Source organism: Cellulomonas fimi, from assembly GCF_028583725.1.
Classification (GTDB): domain Bacteria; phylum Actinomycetota; class Actinomycetes; order Actinomycetales; family Cellulomonadaceae; genus Cellulomonas; species Cellulomonas fimi_B.
On sequence record NZ_CP110680.1, the window covers coordinates 1,795,431 to 1,812,988 of the forward strand.

Consider the following 17,558-nt stretch of genomic DNA (forward strand, 5'->3'; position numbering starts at 1 on the left):
GGGAGGTGAGGGGTGGAGCAGATCCTCATCCGCAACATGCCGGGCGGCACCAAGGCGAGGCTGGCGGCGCGGGCGGCGGCGCACCGACGGTCGATGGAGGCCGAGGCGCGCGCCATCCTCCAGGACGCCCTGGACCGGGACCCGACGTCGCTCGTCGACCTGCTGGCGATGCCCGAGAGCGCCGAGATCGACTTCGAGCCTGAGCGCCTCGGCTCGACCGCGCGCGTCGCCGACCTCTGATGTACCTGCTCGACACGAACGTCGTCTCGGCGCTGCGGGTGCCCGCACGCAACCCCCGGGTCGCGACGTGGGCCGGCACGGTCGCGCTCGCCGACCAGTTCGTGGCGGCGTTCACGATCGCCGAGATCGAGCGCGGCGTCCTGCGCAAGGAGCGCACCGACCACGCCCAGGGCGACGTGCTCCGACGGTGGTTCCGCGAGCACGTGCTCCCCGCGTTCGCCGATCGGGTGCTTCCCTTCGACCTCGCGGCGGCGCGCATCCTCGCCCGGTACCCCGTGCCCGAGGCCGCGCCGGTGGACGACGCGCAGATCGCCGCGGTCGCGGAGGCGAACGGGCTCACGCTCGTCACGCGCAACGTGCGTCACGTCAGCCCGCTGGGTCTCCGGACGCTGGACCCGTGGCACGCGGACGAGGCGGTCCGGCCGGCCGGCGTCGACTGAGCCGACCGCGGGGATCCCGACGCTGACGCGGTCAGGCCCGGGCGTCGCTCGCGAGGTCGAGGAGCGCGGTCCGCGCGTCGGTCGGCGTGCCCGCGTCGGGCCGGGGGAGCGGGCGGTCGTCGAGGCAGCGGCGGAGCAGGGCCTCGACGAGGGCGGCGTCGCGGACGATCGCGCGCTCGTCGACCGAGCCCGGAAGGATCCGGACCTCGAGCGTGTCCCGCAGCGGGTGCGCCGCGACGACCTGCGTGAGGTTGGCGTCCGCGAACTTCGTCAGTCCCGTCGACCGCGCGTCGACCGCGAGCGTCTCCCACTGCGCCGGCCCGTCGGCGGGCGCGCGCTCGACCAGGTCCAGCAGGTCCGCGGGCAGCGGCCCCAGACGGCGGCACGCGGGATTGGTGCCGAGCGCGGCCCCCAGGTGCTCGCGCCACCACCCGAACAGCCGGACCACGTTCGCGAACGCCGCGGGGCGTCGGAACGGCGCGGCGTCGACGTGCACGTGCACCGCGGCCTCGTGGGGCACGGTGAAGCCCAGCGCACGTGCGGGCGCCAGGAGGCGGCGCAGCGCCTCCTCGTGCCGGGCGACGAGCGGCGGCGTGACGACCTCGCACGGTCGCTCGCGCCCGGGCGGCAGCGGCAGCGCCACCGCGACCGTCGCCCCCGACGCGTCGTTCACCCGCGCCGAGTCGGCACGCACCTCGGCCTCGACGCCGAAGAGCGCCGCCACCGGCGCCAGGACGGACGCGAGGGACGCCGACGGGTCGGTGTGCCGCTCGACGAGCCGCAGCAGACGCCCGTCGTCGCTGAGCACGCGGTACCAGCCGCGGTGCCCCCGGACCGTCGCGCCGGCCAGGTCGGCGCGGATCGTCACGTCGTCGACCAGGCGTGCGACGGTTGCCCCCGACACGTCGCGGACGTCGAACGCGGGGGACAGGTGCCGGAACGTGTCGACACCTGCGACCGGGGACGGCTCGGTGTCGGTGTGGAACGACCGGACGACGTGGCCGCCGTGGTCGGCGGCGATGCGTTCCGCGAGCACCTGACGGTCGGAACCGACCGGGGCGAGGAGCTCGACCTCGAAGCCGGTCCGCCAGGCGAGGCCGGTCGACCCGGTCGCGCCGGCGTCGCGGCCCGTCGTGGCCGTCAGGAGACCGGCGTCCCGCTCGGCGGGATCGGCAGCGCCTGCCCGTCGAGCAGCATCTGCCCGGCGGTCGCCTTCGCGTCGTAGACGTCGACCGACCAGAGCGCCGCGAGCGCCGCGCCGTCCTCCGCGGTGTACCCGGCGTCCCAGAACGCGACCGCGGCGAGCGCCGCGACGGTCGCCGGGTCGGTCATGTCGAGCGAGGAGCCCGGGGCGACCGGCACCGGCTGCCCGTCGAGGAGCATCTGCCCGGCGCGGCCCTTCGCCTCGAGGACCGGGACCTGCCACAGGTCGGCCAGCGCGTTCGCGTCCTCCAGGTGGTACCCCGCCGCCCAGAACGCGTCGGCCCGCTCCTGGGTGTACTCCTCCTCGCCCGGGACGGGTGTCGGCGTGCGGTCGACGACGACCGGCGCGGCCACCTCGTCGGCCTCGACCGGGCCGCCCGCGGACACCACCGCGGTGTCGGGCGCGCCGGCGTTCTGCGCGAGCGCGTACGCGGCCCCGGTCGCGCCGACGGTGAGGGTGGCCGCGACGACGCCGATCGCGGCGGTGCGGCGGGGGGAACGGGTGGTGCTCGCGAGGGGCTTCATCGGACCTCCGGAAGAGCGCGTGGGACGATCGCGCCTGCCCGACGCGACCGACGCCCGGCCGCGTCCGTCCCGCGTGCGACGTGCGTCACCGTCGGGTGGGGCCGCCCTGGCGGTCGATACCCTAGACCCGTGACCGCCCCTGACGTGCTCGAACTCGACGGCTATGTCGACGCCGACCGTGAGCGGTGGGTGCCCGAGGCCCCGAAGTCGCGCGAGCGCACCGCGTTCGAGCGGGACCGTGCGCGGATCGTGCACTCGTCGGCGCTGCGCCGGCTGGGTGCGAAGACGCAGGTGCTCGGGCCGTCCTCGGACGACTTCGTGCGCACGCGGCTGACCCACACGCTCGAGGTCGCGCAGGTCGGCCGGGAGATCGGCAAGGCGCTCGGCTGCGCCCCGGACATCGTCGACACCGCGTGCCTCGCGCACGACCTGGGCCACCCGCCGTTCGGGCACAACGGGGAGCGCGCGCTCGCCGACATCGCGCGCGGGATCGGCGGCTTCGAGGGCAACGCCCAGACGCTGCGCCTGCTGACGCGCCTGGAGCCGAAGGTCGTCGGGCCCGACGGTCGGACGGTCGGCCTCAACCTCACGCGCGCGAGCCTCGACGCGTCGGTCAAGTACCCGTGGCGGTTCGGCCAGGGGCCGGTGAGCGCCGCGAGCGGCCGGCCGACGCACAAGTTCGGCGTGTACGAGGACGACCTGCCGGTGTTCGCGTGGCTGCGCGAGGACGCGCCCGCCGGCCGCAAGTGCCTCGAGGCGCAGGTCATGGACCTGGCGGACGACATCTCCTACTCGGTGCACGACGTCGAGGACGCGGTCGTCGGCGGGCGCCTCGACCTCGGCGTGCTGACCCGCCCGGACGAGCGGGCGCGCGTCGTCGAGGCCGTGCAGACCTGGTACGGCGACGCGGTCGACGAGAACGGCCTGCACGACGCGATGGACCGCCTCGTCGCCGCGCACCTGTGGGCGACGCCCGCGTTCGACGGGTCCCGCGGCGCGCTCGCGATGCTCAAGGACGCCACGAGCCAGCTCATCGGCCGGTTCGCGAAGGCCGCGCAGACCGCGACGCGCGCCGAGTACGGCGACGGTCCGCTGACCCGCTACGCCGCGAACCTCGTGGTGCCGATCGGCACGACGGCCGAGATCCTCGTGCTCAAGGGGCTCGCGGTCGCCTACGTCATGGCGCCGCGTGAGCTCGAGCCGCTCTACCACCGGCAGCGCGAGGTGCTCACCGACCTCGTGCGCGTCATGTCGGACCGCGCGCCGCTGGCCCTGGAGCCGCCGTTCGCGGCCGACTGGGCGCAGGCCCCCGACGACGCCGCACGGCTGCGGGTCGTGGTCGACCAGGTGGCGTCGCTCACGGACGTGTCGGCCGCGGAGATGCACGCGCGGCTCGTCCACCCGCCGCGGCACTGAGCCCGGGCCGCGCGCCCGGGCGAACGGCGTCGCGGGCGGGCCGGACGACCTCGCGCGACGCCTAGACTCACCGGCGTGGCGGGACGCATCCGACGGGAGGACGTGGAGGCGGTCCGCGAGCGTGCGCGCATCGAGGAGATCGTCGGCGCCCACGTCAGCCTGAAGCCCGCGGGCGTCGGGTCGATGAAGGGCCTGTGCCCGTTCCACGACGAGCGCTCGCCGTCGTTCCACGTCCGCCCGCAGGTCGGGCGCTACCACTGCTTCGGCTGCGGCGAGGGCGGCGACGTCATCGCGTTCGTCATGAAGGTCGACGGGCTGGGCTTCGCGGAGGCCGTCGAGTACCTCGCGGGCCGCGTCGGCATCCAGCTCCGGTACGAGGAGGGCGGTGCCCCGCGCCCGGGCGACGAGCCGGGCCGGCGTCGTCGCCTGCTCGACGCGCACCGCGTCGCCGAGGAGTTCTACCGCGAGCAGCTCACGACGCCCGCCGCGGCCGCGGGACGCGCCTTCCTCGCCGAGCGCGGGTTCGACCGCTCGGCCGCCGAGCAGTTCGGCGTCGGGTTCGCGCCGCAGGGTTGGGACGGCCTGCTGCGGCACCTGCGCGGCCGCAGCTTCACCGAGGCGGAGCTTGTGGCGTCAGGGCTGGTCAGCCAGGGGCAGCGCGGCGTCTACGACCGGTTCCGCGGCCGGCTCGTCTGGCCGATCCGCGAGGTCACGGGGGAGACCGTCGGGTTCGGCGCGCGGCGCCTGTTCGACGAGGACCAGGGGCCGAAGTACCTCAACACCCCGGAGACGCCGCTCTACCGCAAGTCGCAGGTGCTGTACGGCATCGACCTGGCGAAGCGCGACATGCAGCGCGACAAGCGGGTCGTGGTCGTCGAGGGCTACACCGACGTCATGGCGATGCACCTGTCGGGCGTCGGCTCGGCGGTCGCGACGTGCGGGACGGCGTTCGGGTCGGACCACGCGCGCATCGTGCGCCGGCTCGTCGGCGACGCCGGCTCGACGGGCGGGGTGCAGCTCGCGTCGGGCACGTCGGTCGGCGGCGAGATCATCTTCACGTTCGACGGCGACGCCGCCGGGCAGAAGGCCGCGCTCCGCGCGTTCGGCGAGGACCAGTCGTTCTCGGCGCAGACGTTCGTGGCCGTCGAGCGGTCGGGCATGGACCCGTGCGAGCTGCGCCAGGCGAAGGGCCCGGACGCCGTGCGCGCGCTCGTCGCCGGGCGCACGCCGCTGTTCGAGTTCGTCATCCGGTCGACGCTCGACTCGCACGACCTGCGCACCGCCGAGGGTCGCGTCGCCGCGCTGCGGGCCGCCGCACCGGTCGTGGCGGGCATCAGGGACGCGGCGCTGCGCCCGGAGTACACGCGCCTGCTCGCGGGGTGGCTCGGCATCGACGACCAGGAGACCGTGCGGCGTGCGGTCGCGGCGGCCGGTCCGGGCCGGGGCGGTGCCGCGCGGTCCGGCGAGCAGCGGCCCGACGAGCGTCGCGCGCGACCCGACGGCGGCCGCGCGGACGGCCGTGGCGGGCGTCCCGAGTGGCGCGGTGGCGACGGTGCGCGCGGGCGCGGCGACGGCGGACGGCGCGACGGGCAGTGGTCGCGGTCGGACGACCGCCGCCCCGGTCCGGACGGACGCGGTCGGCCGGACGACCGGTGGGCCCGTGACGAGCGCGCCGACGGCCCGTTCGCCGAGGCACCCGTCGCGCGGATGCCCGCGCCGGACCGCCGCGACCCGGTCGTGCAGATCGAGCGGACGGCGCTCGAGGTCGTCCTCCAGCAGCCCGAGCACGTGCCCGCGCAGTTCGACGACCTCGGCGCCGACGCGTTCGCGGCCCCCGCCCACCGCGCGGTGCACGAGGCAGTGCGGGCCGCCGGCGGCCTCGCGGCCGCACGCGCGGCGGCCGCGGCGGCGGGCGGGGCGTCGACGGGGTGGGTCGACGCGGTCGTCGAGCAGGCGGCGGAGGCCGTGCGGCCGCTCGTGACCGAGCTGGCCGTCGCACCGTTGCCCGAGGACCGGCCCGAGTCGATGCCCGGCTACGTGCGCGACGTGGTGCTGCGGCTGGTCGAGATCGGCTTCACCCGGAACATCGCGGACCTGCGCGGCCGTCTGCAGCGGATGGACCCCGCGGAGGACGCCGCCGCGTACCAGGCCGCGTTCGCGGAGCTCGTCGCGCTCGAGGGTCGCCGCCGCACGCTGCGCGAGAGCGCCTGACGCGACCGGCACCGGTCCGCTCACCGCGCACGACAGGGCGGCGGGCAGGACAATCGCGTCCGTGACCAACACCGCCGCCACCCCGACCGAGCCGGCCCCGCAGCAGCGCGACGGCGACGAGCCGCTGCGCACCGCGGTGGTCGTCAACCCGAACCGGGTGGAGGGCACGGACGAGCTCCGCAAGGCCATCACCGACCAGCTCGCCGAGGCCGGCTGGCCCGCGCCCGCGTGGCTCGAGACGACGGCCGAGGACCCGGGTACGGGCCAGGCCCGCCAGGCCGTCGAGGACGGCGCCGACGTGGTCCTGGTGTGCGGCGGCGACGGCACCGTCCGCGCGGTCATCGAAGGGCTCGTCGGGACGGAGACCGCGCTCGCGGTGCTGCCGGGCGGCACCGGGAACCTGCTCGCCGCGAACCTCGACGTGCCGACGAACGTGCCCGACGGCGTCGACACCGTGCTGAAGCGTGGGCGCCGGCAGATCGACGTCGGCCGTGCCGACGGGCAGGTGTTCGCCGTCATGGCGGGGATGGGCCTGGACGCCGCGACCATGGACGACGCGCCGACGAAGCTCAAGAACACGGCCGGCTCGATCGCCTACGTCTTCTCCGCGATCAAGCACCTCGCCGACGACGAGATGCACGTCGAGATCGAGGTCGACGGCGGCGCGCCCCGACGTCGCCGCGCGCGCTCCGTGCTCGTCGGCAACGTCGGACGCCTCCAGGGCGGTATCACGCTGCTCCCGGACGCCCAGCCGGACACGGGCACGATGGAGGTGGCCGTCCTCGCGCCCAAGAACGTCGGGCACTGGGTGCAGCTGCTCGTCGGCATCGCGCTGCGCCACAAGCGCGTGCCTGCCCGCGAGATCGTGCGCGGCTCGCACGTCGTGATCCGGTGCGACCGCCCGCAGCCCCGTCAGCTCGACGGCGACGTGCTCGACCCGGGCCGCACGCTCGAGGTGACCGTCGAGCCGCGCAGCCTGTGGGTGTGCGTGCACCAGCCCGACGAGTCGCCCGACCTCGCCGAGGGCGGGCCGCACGACCGGTGACGCCCACCGCGGACCCGCGACGGGACCGCCGAGCAGCCGGCGGGACCTCAGCGCAGCGTGACGAGACCCGTGCCGTCGTCGACGGGGAGCGTGCCGTGCACGGTCGCGGTCACGGTCATCGACCGCAGCGTCAGCGCACCGCCGTAGTACGACATGAACGCGGTGTCGGTCGCGTCGCGGCCCGTCGCGATCCGCACGAACGACTCGCGCGGCGCGAGGCGGGTCGCGTCGACGACGTGCCAGCCGCCGTCGACGTACGCCTCCGCGACCGCGTGGAAGTCCATGGGCTTGAGCCCCGGCGCGTAGACCGACACCAGCCGCGCGGGGACGTCGGTCGCGCGCAGCAGCGCGACGACGAGGTGCGCGAAGTCCCGGCACACGCCCCGTCGCTTGAGCAGCGTGTCGGTCGCGCCGTCCGTCGGCAGGCTCGACCCCGACAGGTAGGTGACGTGTCCCGCGACCCACGCGACCACCGCGTCGAGCAGCTCGGCACCGGCGAGCCCGCGGAACTGGTCGCGCGCGAACGCGAGCAGGCGGTCGGACTCGGCGTACCGGCTGGGCCGGCGGTACTCGACGAGGTCGACGTCCTCGACGGGCGGGGCGTCGGCCTGACCGATGACCGTGGCGCTGTAGTCGACCACCAGCCGACCGGCCGGCGCGAGGACGCGGTGGGTGCGGCCGCCGTGCGGCCCCTTGATCTCGACGACGTCGAGCGGGCCGTCCTCGTGGCGGACGGTGAGCTGTTCGGAGCGGTCGTGGGCGCCGTCCGCGACGGCCACGGCGAGCAGCAGCTCGAGCGGCTGCCGCACGTCGATCGACAGGTGGGAGGTCACGGTGCGCAGCACGACCGCACGGGTCCTTTCCCGGCACTCTGCGGCCGGAACATCGAGGGGGCGACGGCAAGTGTGAGGCTCGCCGGGCGTTCCGTCCAGCGGGCGGAGGAGGGCTCGTGGCGACACGACGGGTGAGCGGCGCACGGGTCGCCGCGTCGAGCACGTGGGTGGACCCCGACGGGGTCCACCGACCGGCCGGCGACGTGCACGCGTGGCTGCCCGGCACCAACCAGACGGTGTGCGGGCTGCCGCTCGCGCGGGCCGACCTCGCGCGGTTCCCGCACGTGTCGTGGGCGGACGCGGACCCCGCCACCGGTGCGCACGCCGACGCGGTCGCGCACCGCTGCCACCGCTGCGCCGCCGGGACCGGCGAACGTCGCGACGAGCGCTCGTGGCGGCGCGTGGACCCGCGACCGTGAGCGTGCCGCGGGGTGAGCGCGTGCGCGTCGTCGCGATGGCCGACACCCACGTGCCGGGCCGCGCGCGGGACCTGCCCGCCGCGCTGTGGGAGGCGGTGGACGATGCCGACCTCGTGGTGCACGCCGGCGACTGGGTGAGCGCGCCGCTCGTCGACGCCCTCGCCGCCCGGTCCCGTCGCCTGCTGGCCTGCCACGGCAACAACGACGGCGCCGACGTGCGGGCGCGCGTTCCCGAGCTGGCCCGCACGACGGTCGCCGGGGTGCGCGTCGGCGTGGTGCACGAGACCGGTGCGGCGGCGGGGCGTGAGCGGCGGTGCGACGACGCGTACCCCGACCTGGACCTGCTCGTGTTCGGCCACTCGCACATCCCGTGGGACACCACGACGCCGGGCGGCCTGCGCCTGCTCAACCCGGGGTCGCCCACGGACCGCCGCCGCCAGCCGGCGTGCACCTACCTGACGTTCACGCTCGCGGACGGCGCCCTGCACGACCTGGCGCTGCACGCGCTGCCGCCACGCGTCCGCTAGGCACCCGCGTGGCGACCGGGGCGCGCGCACGGGCCGCGCCAGACTGTCGCCGTGCTCCAGCTGCGCGTCACGGTCCCGGCCGACGTCACGGACGCCGTGCTCGGCGTGCTCCGGGACGACCCAGCGGTGTCGGCGCTCACGGTCGGCGCGGGCGCGGCGCTGCGCCCGGAGGGCGACGTCGTGACGGCCGACCTCGCACGCGAGGCCGCGGACGACGTCGTCGAGCGGCTCCTCGCGCTCGACGTCCAGCAGGTCGGCACGATCCAGCTCACGCCCGTCGACACGTGGGTGTCGCGCGCGGGCTGGGAGGCGGAGCGGCTCGCTCCCGGCGCGAGCGCCGACTCGGTCGTCTGGCCGCAGGTCGTGCTCCGCGCGTACGACGACACCGAGCTCACCTGGACGTTCCTCAGCTTCATGACCCTCGCGACGCTGCTCGCGAGCGTCGCGATCATCGTCGACTCCCCGGTGATCGTCATCGGTGCGATGGTGCTCGGCCCGGAGTTCGGGGCCGTCGCCGCCCTCGGCGTCGCGCTCGTGCGGCGGCGCTGGCGGCTGCTGCGGCGTGCCGCGCTCGCGCTGCTCGTGGGCTTCGTCGTCGCGATCGGGCTGGCCGCCGCGGCGGCGCTCGTGCTGCGCGGGGTCGGCTGGGTGACGCTCGACGACGTGACCGGCCCGCGTCCCGGGACGGACTTCATCTACCGGCCGGACCGGTGGTCGATCGTGGTCGCCGTGATCGCGGGCGCGGCGGGGGTGCTCTCGCTCACGTCGTCGCGCGTCGGGGGTCTGACCGGCGTGTTCATCTCCGTCACGACGATCCCGGCCGCGGGCAACGTGGCCCTCGGCATCGCGTTCGGGGTCCCGGAGGAGATCACGGGCAGCGTGCTGCAGCTCGTGGTCAACATCACGGGCATGGCCGTCTCCGGGTGGCTCACGCTGGTCGTGCAGCAGACGGTGTGGCGGCGTGCGTCGGTGCGGCGCGCCCGGTTCGCCGCACGCATCGGGCGCGCGGCGACGCACGGCCCGCACGCCGGACCGCTGCGCCCGCCGGACGGTGCGGCGTGAGCCGCGGGTCCCGGCCGGCCGGTGCGCGCGCCTGGGAAGATGGCGTCCCGTGATCGCCGACCTGCCGTACGAGCCGCTGCTCGAGATCCTCGGCGTCTTCGTCGGCGCGATGTCGGGCGCCCTCGCCGCGGTCCGCAAGCAGTTCGACGTGTTCGGCATCCTCGTGCTCGGCTGGGCGGCCGGCCTCGGCGGCGGCATGCTGCGCGACGTGCTCATCGGCGCCGTGCCGCCCGTGGGCATCTCCGACTGGCGCCTCGTCGTCACGGCCGTCGTCGGCGCGTTCACCATGTACTTCTTCCACCCGCGGCTCGAGCGGGCGCGCCGCGTCATCGTCGTGCTCGACGCGGGAGCGCTCGCCGTGTTCACCGTCGTCGGCACGATCAAGGGCCTCGAGCTCGGCACGACGGCGGTCGCGGCGGTCCTGGTGGGGGTGATGACGGGCGTCGGCGGGGGAGTGCTGCGGGACCTGCTCACCGGCGAGGTCCCGGTCGTGCTGCACCACCGGCAGCTCTACGCGGTGCCCGCGCTGCTGGGCGCGGTGCTGACCGTGGTCCTGTGGCGGTGGGAGGCCCTCGACGGCGCGACCATCACGGGCGCGGTGCTCCTGATCTTCGTGCTGCGCGTCCTCGCGCTGCGGTTCCGGCTCACCGTGCCCGGACCGTGGCGCGGCTTCCCGTCGCGCTGACCAGCGGCTGCGCGGTCCGGGTCCCGAGAGGTGTCGCCCGGACGGGTGCGGGGCCGCCGTCCCGGCGTGCGCCTCGTCGAACCGTCGCCTAGCGTCGTTCGACGTGCCACCGTCCGTCCTCGGCAGCGCGCCGACGCCGTCCCGGGGGACCGGCGCGCCCGCTGCTCCCGTGGTCCTCGGGCACCGGTACCGGCTCGACGAGGTGATCGGCCGCGGCGGCGCCGCCGTCGTCCACCGTGCCACGGACGAGCTGCTGCACCGGGTCGTCGCCGTCAAGGTCCTGCCGCCCGTGCCCCGCGCGAGCGACGACCTGCGCCGTCACGAGGCCGAGATCCGCGTCCTCGCAGGACTGCGGCACCCCGGACTGGTGCGGCTGTTCGACGCGGACACGGTCCCCGTCGACGGCGACGAGGTGCAGGCGTACCTCGTCATGGAGCTCGTCCCCGGGCCGACGCTCGCACGCCGTCTCGCCGACGGGCCGCTCAGCGTGCGCCAGACCGCCGCCGTGGGCCGGGCCGCCGCCGAGGCGCTCGCCGTCGTGCACGCGCGCGACGTCATCCACCGCGACGTCAAGCCCGGCAACATCCTGCTCACCACTGACGACTGCCTCGACCTCGACGAGCTGCCCGACCACCCCGTCAAGCTCGTCGACTTCGGCATCGCCCGCCTCGCCGCCGCGACGCGCCTCACGGTGACGGGCATGATCGTCGGCACGGCGTCCTACCTGAGCCCCGAGCAGGCGGTCGGGAGCACGCTGGCCCCGTCGAGCGACGTGTACGCGCTCGGGCTGGTCCTGCTCGAGTGCGTCACCGGGCGGCCGGTGTTCGCCGGCACGATGGCCGAGGTCGCCGCCGCACGCCTCTCGCGCGACCCGGACGTGCCCGACGACGTCGACGGTCACCTCGCCGACCTGATCGTGCGCATGACACGTCGCCGACCCGAGGACCGCCCGACCGCCGACGAGGTCGCGCGCCGCCTCGCGGACGTCCTCGAGGGCCGTGCCGGGGCCCTCCCCGGGCCCGGCGCGACGCTCGTGCTCCCGGCCGCGCGCCCCGCGGGTGCCGAGGCGATCGCCGACCTGCCGACGGCCGCCGCCGACGCGGCCGCCCTCGGTCTGCCCGCCGCCGGCCGCGGGCTCGTCGACGAGCCGACCGTCGCCGCGGACGCCACCGCCCTCGGTCTCGCGCCCGGCGAGGCACGCGCCGGGACCGAGCACGACGCCCCGGCGGACGCGGCCGACGCCGACGACGCGACACGAGCGCCCGCCACCGTGCGCCCGGCACGCGCGCCGCGGTCGTGGGTCCGCGGCACCCGGGACGTCGCGGCGACCGTCGTCGAGCGTGTCGGCGCAGCCGTACGGACGGCCGTCGGCCGGTGGGGTCGCACGCCGGTCGCCGTCGTGGCCGCGGCGGTCGTCGCGGGGATCGCGCTCGCGGTCGTCCTGCTCGCGCAACCGCCGGCGGACGCCACCCCCGACACGCCCCCGCCGGCGTATCCGGTCGTCGAGGGGCCGCTCGGCGACGCGCTCGTGCGGCTGCAGCACGGGGTGGATCCGTGAGCGCGCGGCGGTGGGCGGCGACGGTCGTGCTGGCCGCCGTGCTCGTCGGTGTCGGCGGCTGCGCACGACCGGACCTCGACGCGGGCCGCGCGCGGGCGCTCCAGTCGGACGTGCTCGCGGTGACGCAGGCGTCGGCCGAGGGGCGGTACGACGCCGCGGCCGCGCTGCTCGACCGCCTGCGGGCCGAGGTGGAGGACGGCCGCGCGCACGGCGACCTCTCCGCCGAGCGCTACGCGACGCTGTCCGACGCGCTCGACGACGTCGCGACCGAGCTCGAGGCGTCCGCGTCGGCGCAGGCGGCGGCCGAGGCGGCTGCGCAGGCGGCCGCGGCCGAGGCGGCGGCGGACGCCGCACGCGCCCAGGCGACCGCCGAGGCCGCGGAGCAGGCCGCCGCAGCCCAGGCGGAGGCGGACGCCGCCCTCGCGAAGGCCCAGGCGGAGGCGGCCGCCGCGCGCGCGGAGGCGGAGGCGAACCGGACACCGGGGCCGGGCAAGGGCGAGCCGAAGACGCCGCCGCACGCGAAGAAGCCCGGCAAGGACTGACCGGCACTTCGCCCTCAGCGCAACGCACCCGTGCGCGGAAACATGCGCGCCTGCGTGCTCGTTGAGGTGAGTCGAGAACCGTTCCCGAGAGGAGTGGCATGACCAGGAAGACCCGCGGACGGATCGAGTTCGAGGCCGACGACGGCACTACCATGCGCTACGACCGCCACCCCAACGGCGGCGGGCTCGTGTCGCCCGGCGCCCAGGTGCACGAGGAGGCGACGGTCGCCGACACCGCCTACGTGGAGTCCGGCGCACGCGTCGGGCCCCGGGCGCGCATCGGCACCGCCAGCTGGGTGGACCGCGACGTGCAGGTCGGCCCGGACGTCGTGGTCGGCTCCACCGTCCACCTGCGCCCCGGCACCCGCGTCGGGGCGCGCGCCCGGATCGGCAGCCGCGCCCGCCTCGGTGCGGACGTCGTCGTCGAGTCCGGCGCGCACGTCGAGCAGGACGCGATCGTCCCCGACGGCGCCGTCGTCCCGCGCCACGCCGGCCGGCGCGAGGCCGCCTAGACCGCAGGCCCGCGTCGACCTCGCTCGAGGTCGACGCGGGCCTGTGCACGTCACGGCAGGCCGGACGCGCCGACCGCAGCGTGAGACCGTCCCGTGGCCGGACCGCGCACGGCGCGCGGCAGACGTAGCGTGGCGGGCATGACACGTCGTCTCCGCATCGGAGTCCAGCTCCAGCCCCAGCACGCCGACTACGCCCAGATCCGCGACGCCGTACGCCGCGCCGAGGACCTCGGCGTCGACGTCATCTTCAACTGGGACCACTTCTTCCCGCTGTCGGGCGACCCCGACGGCAAGCACTTCGAGTGCTGGACCATGCTCGGCGCGTGGGCCGAGCAGACGAGCCGCGTCGAGCTCGGCGCGCTCGTGACCTGCAACTCCTACCGCAACCCCGAACTGCTGGCCGACATGGCCCGCACGGTCGACCACATCAGCGGCGGCCGGCTGATCCTCGGCATCGGCGCGGGCTGGTTCGAGAAGGACTACGACCAGTTCGGCTACGAGTTCGGGACCGCGGGGTCGCGGATCGCCGACCTCGCGGACGCCCTGCCGCGCATCAAGGCGCGCTGGTCGAGGTCGAACCCCGTGCCGACCCGCGAGATCCCGGTCCTCATCGGCGGCGGCGGCGAGCGCAAGACGCTGCGAGTCGTCGCGGAGCACGCGGACGCGTGGCACTCGTTCGGCGACGTCGACACCCTCACGCGCAAGAGCGCGATCCTCGACGAGCACGGGCAGGCCGTCGGCCGTGACACCGGGGCGCTCGTCGAGCGCAGCGTCGCCGTCAGCGCCCCGCCCGCCGAGGTCGCGGACGCGCTCGTCGACGCCGGGGTGACGCTGTTCACCGTCGGCACGTCGGGCCCGGACTACGACCTGTCGCTCGCCGAGCAGTGGGTCGCCTGGCGCGACGCGCAGGGCTGAGCCGCCGCACCGCCCGTGCGCCCGGGCGAGGGCGTGCCCCGCTCAGTGCCACAGGACCGACGCGTCCGGCACGGTCGGCCCGCACGTCCCGCCCGGCTCGATCGTCGCCTCGAAGTGCCAGACCTCGTTCGCGAACACCTGGCACAGCCCGAACTCGGCGCCGTGGTCCATCAGCCAGTACGCGCCCGCGGTCGGTCCGACGTCGATCGCGGTGCCCGCCACGTGCGCGGAACCGTCGACGGGCGCGACCCACCGGTGCGCCTCCGCCTCGGAGCCGTAGCGCGCGAGCGCGTCGTCGACGAGCGCCTGCTGCTCGCGTGCGGTCCGGTGACCCGACGTGATGGTGAGGTCCACGCCGTCCTCCGCCGCCGCCGCGCGGGCGTCGTCGAACCGCCGCAGCAGCTCGGGGTCGATCCCGTCGGTGTCCCGCGGCGGCGCGTCGGCCGCGGGCTGGTCGGCCCCCTCCGGCGCCGGCGCCCCCTGCGGCTGCACCGCGTCCTCCGGCTCCGCGGTGGCCGGTGACGCCCCGGGCGGTGCGAGCACCGAGCCGAGGGCGCCGGTCGCGCACGCGGTCGCGCCCGCGGCGGCCACGACGACGATCGTGGCCACCACGAGCGTGGCGGTGGGGCGAGTGGTGCGGCGGGGGCGGGTCGTCCTGCTGGTCATGGTCCCAGCGTCCGCAGGGACACCACGCCGCCGCGTCGGCGCCCCGACCGAACCGTGCGGGCCCGCACGGCGGAAGCGCAGCACGCGGTGTCCGCCCTGGGGCGGACGGGCCCGGTGCGGATCTCCGTCCAGGGGCGGTCGGGCAGCGCACGGTCGCGCGGTTAGCGTCGCCTCGTGCAGGAGACCGCCCGGACCCCGACGGTCGCCCCGACACCGCGGGACGTCGGCGCCCCGTCGCCCGGCGGGGCCGCGCGGGACGCGGCGCTCGGCGGCCTCGTCGGGCTCGCGTGGTGCGCGGCCGTCGAGGTCCTGCGCTCCTCGGACTGGTGGAACCCCCGCTGGGTCTCGGCGTGGTGGTCGTGCGGCCTGGCCCTGGCGGTCGTCGTCGCCGCGTGGCGACGGCACCCCCGCGCGACGTTCTGGGGGGTCGTCGTCGGTTACCCGCTCGTCTACCGGACCGGTCTGCAGTCCGAGCTGCACCTCGTCCCGCTGCTCGCCGCGGCGTTCGTCGGGGCGCGCGCAGGCGCCGTCGGGCCGGTTCTCGGGGCGGCCGCGACCGTCGGCGGGACGTTCGCGCTGCTGGTCCCCGGCGGTCCGGCCCTGACGCGCGACCTCGAGGTCTGGCGGCTGCCGTGGCTCCCGCTCGTCGACCTCTCGTACTCCGTCGCGCTCGCCGCGCTCGCGTGCGCGGCCGTGGTGCTCGGCGCCGTCGTGCACCGGCTCGAGCGCACCAGCGCGGACCTCGCCGCACGCAACGCCGAGCTGCGCCGGATGCAGGCCGAGCGCACCGAGCGCGCCGTGCTCGCCGAGCGCAACCGGATCGCCCGCGAGCTGCACGACGTCGTCGCGCACCACGTGAGCGCGATCGTCGTGCGGGCGCAGGCCGCGAACCGCGTCGCCGGTCGTCGCCCCGAGGCCACCGCCGAGGCGACCGCGTGGATCGCGGGGGCCGGCAAGGAGGCGCTCGCGGCGATGCGCGGCCTCGTGCACGTGCTGCGGACGGACGCGCCCGCCGGGGCGCCCGCGGCGCTGGCGCCGACGCCCGGCGTCGACGAGGTCGCCCGCGCAGCAGCGCGTCTGCGCGACGCCGGCGTCGCCGTCGACCTCACGCTGCCCGACGGCCCCGACCTCCCGGCCGACGTCGCGCTCGCGGTCGCGCGCATCGCCCAGGAGGCGCTGACGAACGTGCTGCTGCACTCGCACGCCACCCGGGCCGAGGTCCGCGTCGAGCGCGTGGGCGCGTCGCTGCACCTCGCCGTGCGCGACCCCGGCCCGTCCCGCGGCGGCCACGCGTCCGGCGGTCACGGGCTCGTCCACATGCGGGAACGGGCGCGTGCGTGCGGCGCGCACCTGGAGACCGGGCCGACGGGCGACGGCGGGTGGGAGGTCCGGGCGTCGTTCCCGGTCCCGCCGGAGGTGGCACGGTGACGGTGCGCGTCGTGGTGGTCGACGACCAGCCCACGATCCGCCTCGGCCTGCGCATGATCCTCGAGCACGAGGACGACGTGTCCGTGGTCGGCGAGGCCGGCACGGGTGCGGGGGCCGTGGACGTGGTGCGCGAGGTCCGGCCCGACGTCGTCCTCATGGACATCCGCATGCCCGACGGCAACGGCATCGACGCGGTCGCGGCGCTCGTCGCGGAGCCGACGCTCGCCGCGACGCGCACGATCGTGCTCACGACGTTCCACGACGAGGAGTACGTGGTCGCGGCGCTGCGCGCCGGGGCCGACGGGTTCCTCCTCAAGGACGCGGACCCGGCCGACCTCGTCGCCGCCGTCCGGCGGGTGCACGCGGGCGACCAGCTGCTCGACCCGTCGGTGACGCGCCACGTCGTGGACCGGTACGTGCGGCTCGCGGAGGCCGCCGACGCGACGCGGTCGCGCACCGCCACGCCCGCCGCGCGGCACGTGCTCGAGCGCCTCACGCCCCGCGAGCGCGACGTCCTCGTCCGGCTCGCGACCGGGGCGACGAACGCCGAGGTGGCGGCGGCGCTCGCGCTCACGGAGGCGACCGTGAAGAGCCACGTCAGCTCGATGCTGACGCGGCTCGGCCTCACGTCACGCGTGCAGCTCGTCGTCGCGGCGTTCGACGCGGGCCTCGTCCGTCCGGCGGGGGAGCGGCCGACCGGCGAGCCGGACGCGTCGACCTGCGGCTGACGCCGGAGGCGGCAGCGGCACCGCTCACCTACGGTCGTGCGGTGAGCGACCTGCGCCGCGTCCTGACCGACCGCCTCCGCCTCGATGCCGTGCGCGTGGAGGACGCCGAGCCGCTGTTCGCGCTCGACGCGGACCCGCGGCTGTGGCAGCACCTCCCCTCGGGCCGGCACACCGAGGTCGGCGAGACCCGCGCCCGGATCGAGCGGTACGCCGCCGCGTGGGACGACGACGGCCTCGGCTACTGGACGGCGCGTGACCGCGAGGACGACCGGGTGCTCGGCATCGGCGCGATGCTGCGTGCGGGCACCGTGTGGAACGTCTACTACCGGTTCGCGGTCGAGGCGCAGGGCCGCGGGCTCGCGCACGAGCTGGCGCGCGCGGCGCTCGCGGCCGCCCGCGAGGTCCGGCCGGACGTGCCCGTCGTCGCGTACCTGCTCGAGCACAACACGCCGTCGCGGCGCCTCGCGGAGCGCCTCGGGCTCACGGTCGTGTGGCGCGGTCCCGACGTCGGCAACCCCGACCCCGAGGCGGTCCGGCTCGTGCTCGCGGACCGTCCGCTCGGCGCGGACGCCCTCGCGGTGACGACGACCGGCCCGTGACGCC

At 76.5% G+C, this 17,558-nt stretch carries 20 protein-coding genes; 16 read left to right on the top strand and 4 right to left on the bottom strand.

The window, feature by feature from the left end:
• Window positions 1-12: 12 nt before the first annotated feature.
• Window positions 13-240, top strand: coding sequence for a FitA-like ribbon-helix-helix domain-containing protein (locus OOT42_RS08155; RefSeq protein ID WP_273654373.1), 228 nt, complete (start codon window positions 13-15; stop codon window positions 238-240).
• Window positions 240-680 (top strand): type II toxin-antitoxin system VapC family toxin, encoded by a 441-nt coding sequence (locus OOT42_RS08160; RefSeq protein WP_273654374.1) that lies wholly within the window; start codon window positions 240-242, stop codon window positions 678-680. Before OOT42_RS08155 ends, OOT42_RS08160 begins: the two co-directional genes overlap by 1 nt.
• Before the next feature lie 31 nt (window positions 681-711).
• On the opposite strand, the gene OOT42_RS08165 is transcribed toward OOT42_RS08160, so the two are convergent.
• Together OOT42_RS08165 and OOT42_RS08170 are read right to left on the bottom strand one after the other, a co-directional pair.
• Window positions 712-1,716 carry an amidoligase family protein gene (locus OOT42_RS08165; RefSeq protein WP_423775978.1) on the bottom strand — a complete coding sequence of 335 codons (1,005 nt, stop codon included), beginning with the start codon at window positions 1,714-1,716 and terminating at the stop codon, window positions 712-714.
• A gap of 104 nt (window positions 1,717-1,820) precedes the next feature.
• Window positions 1,821-2,408, bottom strand: coding sequence for a hypothetical protein (locus OOT42_RS08170; protein ID WP_273654375.1), 588 nt, complete (start codon window positions 2,406-2,408; stop codon window positions 1,821-1,823).
• A 129-nt stretch (window positions 2,409-2,537) separates the two neighbouring features.
• Here OOT42_RS08170 and OOT42_RS08175 point away from each other — a divergent pair, with 129 nt between their 5' ends.
• From OOT42_RS08175 to OOT42_RS08185, 3 genes are all read left to right on the top strand, one after another.
• Entirely contained in the window at window positions 2,538-3,824 is a 1,287-nt protein-coding gene (locus OOT42_RS08175) for a deoxyguanosinetriphosphate triphosphohydrolase (protein WP_273654376.1), read from the top strand.
• A 75-nt stretch (window positions 3,825-3,899) separates the two neighbouring features.
• Complete coding sequence (gene dnaG / locus OOT42_RS08180; RefSeq protein WP_273654377.1) at window positions 3,900-6,035, top strand: DNA primase; 2,136 nt, start codon at window positions 3,900-3,902, stop codon at window positions 6,033-6,035.
• A gap of 61 nt (window positions 6,036-6,096) precedes the next feature.
• Window positions 6,097-7,080, top strand: coding sequence for a diacylglycerol/lipid kinase family protein (locus OOT42_RS08185; protein ID WP_273654378.1), 984 nt, complete (start codon window positions 6,097-6,099; stop codon window positions 7,078-7,080).
• A 47-nt stretch (window positions 7,081-7,127) separates the two neighbouring features.
• On the opposite strand, the gene OOT42_RS08190 is transcribed toward OOT42_RS08185, so the two are convergent.
• Window positions 7,128-7,925, bottom strand: a complete 798-nt coding sequence (locus OOT42_RS08190; protein WP_273654379.1) for a transglutaminase-like domain-containing protein — start codon at window positions 7,923-7,925, stop codon at window positions 7,128-7,130.
• Window positions 7,926-8,029: 104 nt separating this feature from the next.
• Between OOT42_RS08190 and OOT42_RS08195 the strand changes: the two genes are divergently transcribed.
• The 8 genes from OOT42_RS08195 to OOT42_RS08230 all read left to right on the top strand — a co-directional run bounded on the left by OOT42_RS08195 (window position 8,030) and on the right by OOT42_RS08230 (window position 14,133).
• Window positions 8,030-8,332 (top strand): hypothetical protein, encoded by a 303-nt coding sequence (locus tag OOT42_RS08195; protein WP_273654380.1) that lies wholly within the window; start codon window positions 8,030-8,032, stop codon window positions 8,330-8,332.
• Between the two features lie 35 nt (window positions 8,333-8,367).
• Entirely contained in the window at window positions 8,368-8,859 is a 492-nt protein-coding gene (locus tag OOT42_RS08200; RefSeq protein WP_273654806.1) for a metallophosphoesterase family protein, read from the top strand.
• Between the two features lie 51 nt (window positions 8,860-8,910).
• Window positions 8,911-9,921 carry a DUF389 domain-containing protein gene (locus tag OOT42_RS08205; RefSeq protein WP_273654381.1) on the top strand — a complete coding sequence of 337 codons (1,011 nt, stop codon included), beginning with the start codon at window positions 8,911-8,913 and terminating at the stop codon, window positions 9,919-9,921.
• Window positions 9,922-9,970: 49 nt separating this feature from the next.
• Window positions 9,971-10,606 carry a trimeric intracellular cation channel family protein gene (locus OOT42_RS08210; protein WP_273654382.1) on the top strand — a complete coding sequence of 212 codons (636 nt, stop codon included), beginning with the start codon at window positions 9,971-9,973 and terminating at the stop codon, window positions 10,604-10,606.
• 103 nt (window positions 10,607-10,709) lie between these two features.
• Window positions 10,710-12,164 (top strand): serine/threonine-protein kinase, encoded by a 1,455-nt coding sequence (locus tag OOT42_RS08215; protein ID WP_273654383.1) that lies wholly within the window; start codon window positions 10,710-10,712, stop codon window positions 12,162-12,164.
• The gene (locus OOT42_RS08220) at window positions 12,161-12,706 is read left to right on the top strand and encodes a hypothetical protein (protein ID WP_273654384.1); all 546 of its coding nucleotides are present in this window, start codon (window positions 12,161-12,163) and stop codon (window positions 12,704-12,706) included. Before OOT42_RS08215 ends, OOT42_RS08220 begins: the two co-directional genes overlap by 4 nt.
• 98 nt (window positions 12,707-12,804) lie before the next feature.
• On the top strand, window positions 12,805-13,218 hold the full coding sequence (locus OOT42_RS08225) for a transferase (RefSeq protein ID WP_273654385.1): 414 nt from the start codon (window positions 12,805-12,807) through the stop codon (window positions 13,216-13,218).
• A gap of 138 nt (window positions 13,219-13,356) precedes the next feature.
• Window positions 13,357-14,133 carry an LLM class F420-dependent oxidoreductase gene (locus OOT42_RS08230; protein WP_273654386.1) on the top strand — a complete coding sequence of 259 codons (777 nt, stop codon included), beginning with the start codon at window positions 13,357-13,359 and terminating at the stop codon, window positions 14,131-14,133.
• Between the two features lie 42 nt (window positions 14,134-14,175).
• Here the strand turns inward: OOT42_RS08230 and OOT42_RS08235 are convergent, their stop codons facing one another.
• Window positions 14,176-14,799 carry a M15 family metallopeptidase gene (locus OOT42_RS08235; RefSeq protein WP_273654387.1) on the bottom strand — a complete coding sequence of 208 codons (624 nt, stop codon included), beginning with the start codon at window positions 14,797-14,799 and terminating at the stop codon, window positions 14,176-14,178.
• Window positions 14,800-14,973: 174 nt separating this feature from the next.
• On the opposite strand from OOT42_RS08235, the gene OOT42_RS08240 reads away from it, so the two are divergent.
• From OOT42_RS08240 to OOT42_RS08250, 3 genes are read left to right on the top strand one after another with little or no spacing between them, the layout of a single operon-like run.
• On the top strand, window positions 14,974-16,227 hold the full coding sequence (locus OOT42_RS08240; protein ID WP_273654388.1) for a sensor histidine kinase: 1,254 nt from the start codon (window positions 14,974-14,976) through the stop codon (window positions 16,225-16,227).
• Window positions 16,224-16,955: a response regulator gene (locus OOT42_RS08245; RefSeq protein ID WP_273654389.1), complete on the top strand. Its 732-nt coding sequence runs from the start codon at window positions 16,224-16,226 to the stop codon at window positions 16,953-16,955. The genes OOT42_RS08240 and OOT42_RS08245 overlap by 4 nt, the downstream gene beginning before the upstream one ends.
• A gap of 41 nt (window positions 16,956-16,996) precedes the next feature.
• Entirely contained in the window at window positions 16,997-17,554 is a 558-nt protein-coding gene (locus tag OOT42_RS08250; RefSeq protein ID WP_273654390.1) for a GNAT family N-acetyltransferase, read from the top strand.
• Window positions 17,555-17,558: the final 4 nt, after the last annotated feature.

Coding starts and splice junctions, on each gene's coding strand:
- OOT42_RS08160 (WP_273654374.1), top strand. CDS start 240: ATGTACCTGCTCGACACGAACGTCGTCTCGGCGCTGCGGGTGCCCGCA.
- OOT42_RS08200 (WP_273654806.1), top strand. CDS start 8,368: ATGGCCGACACCCACGTGCCGGGCCGCGCGCGGGACCTGCCCGCCGCG.
- OOT42_RS08225 (WP_273654385.1), top strand. CDS start 12,805: ATGACCAGGAAGACCCGCGGACGGATCGAGTTCGAGGCCGACGACGGC.
- OOT42_RS08170 (WP_273654375.1), bottom strand. CDS start 2,408: ATGAAGCCCCTCGCGAGCACCACCCGTTCCCCCCGCCGCACCGCCGCG.
- OOT42_RS08235 (WP_273654387.1), bottom strand. CDS start 14,799: ATGACCAGCAGGACGACCCGCCCCCGCCGCACCACTCGCCCCACCGCC.
- OOT42_RS08230 (WP_273654386.1), top strand. CDS start 13,357: ATGACACGTCGTCTCCGCATCGGAGTCCAGCTCCAGCCCCAGCACGCC.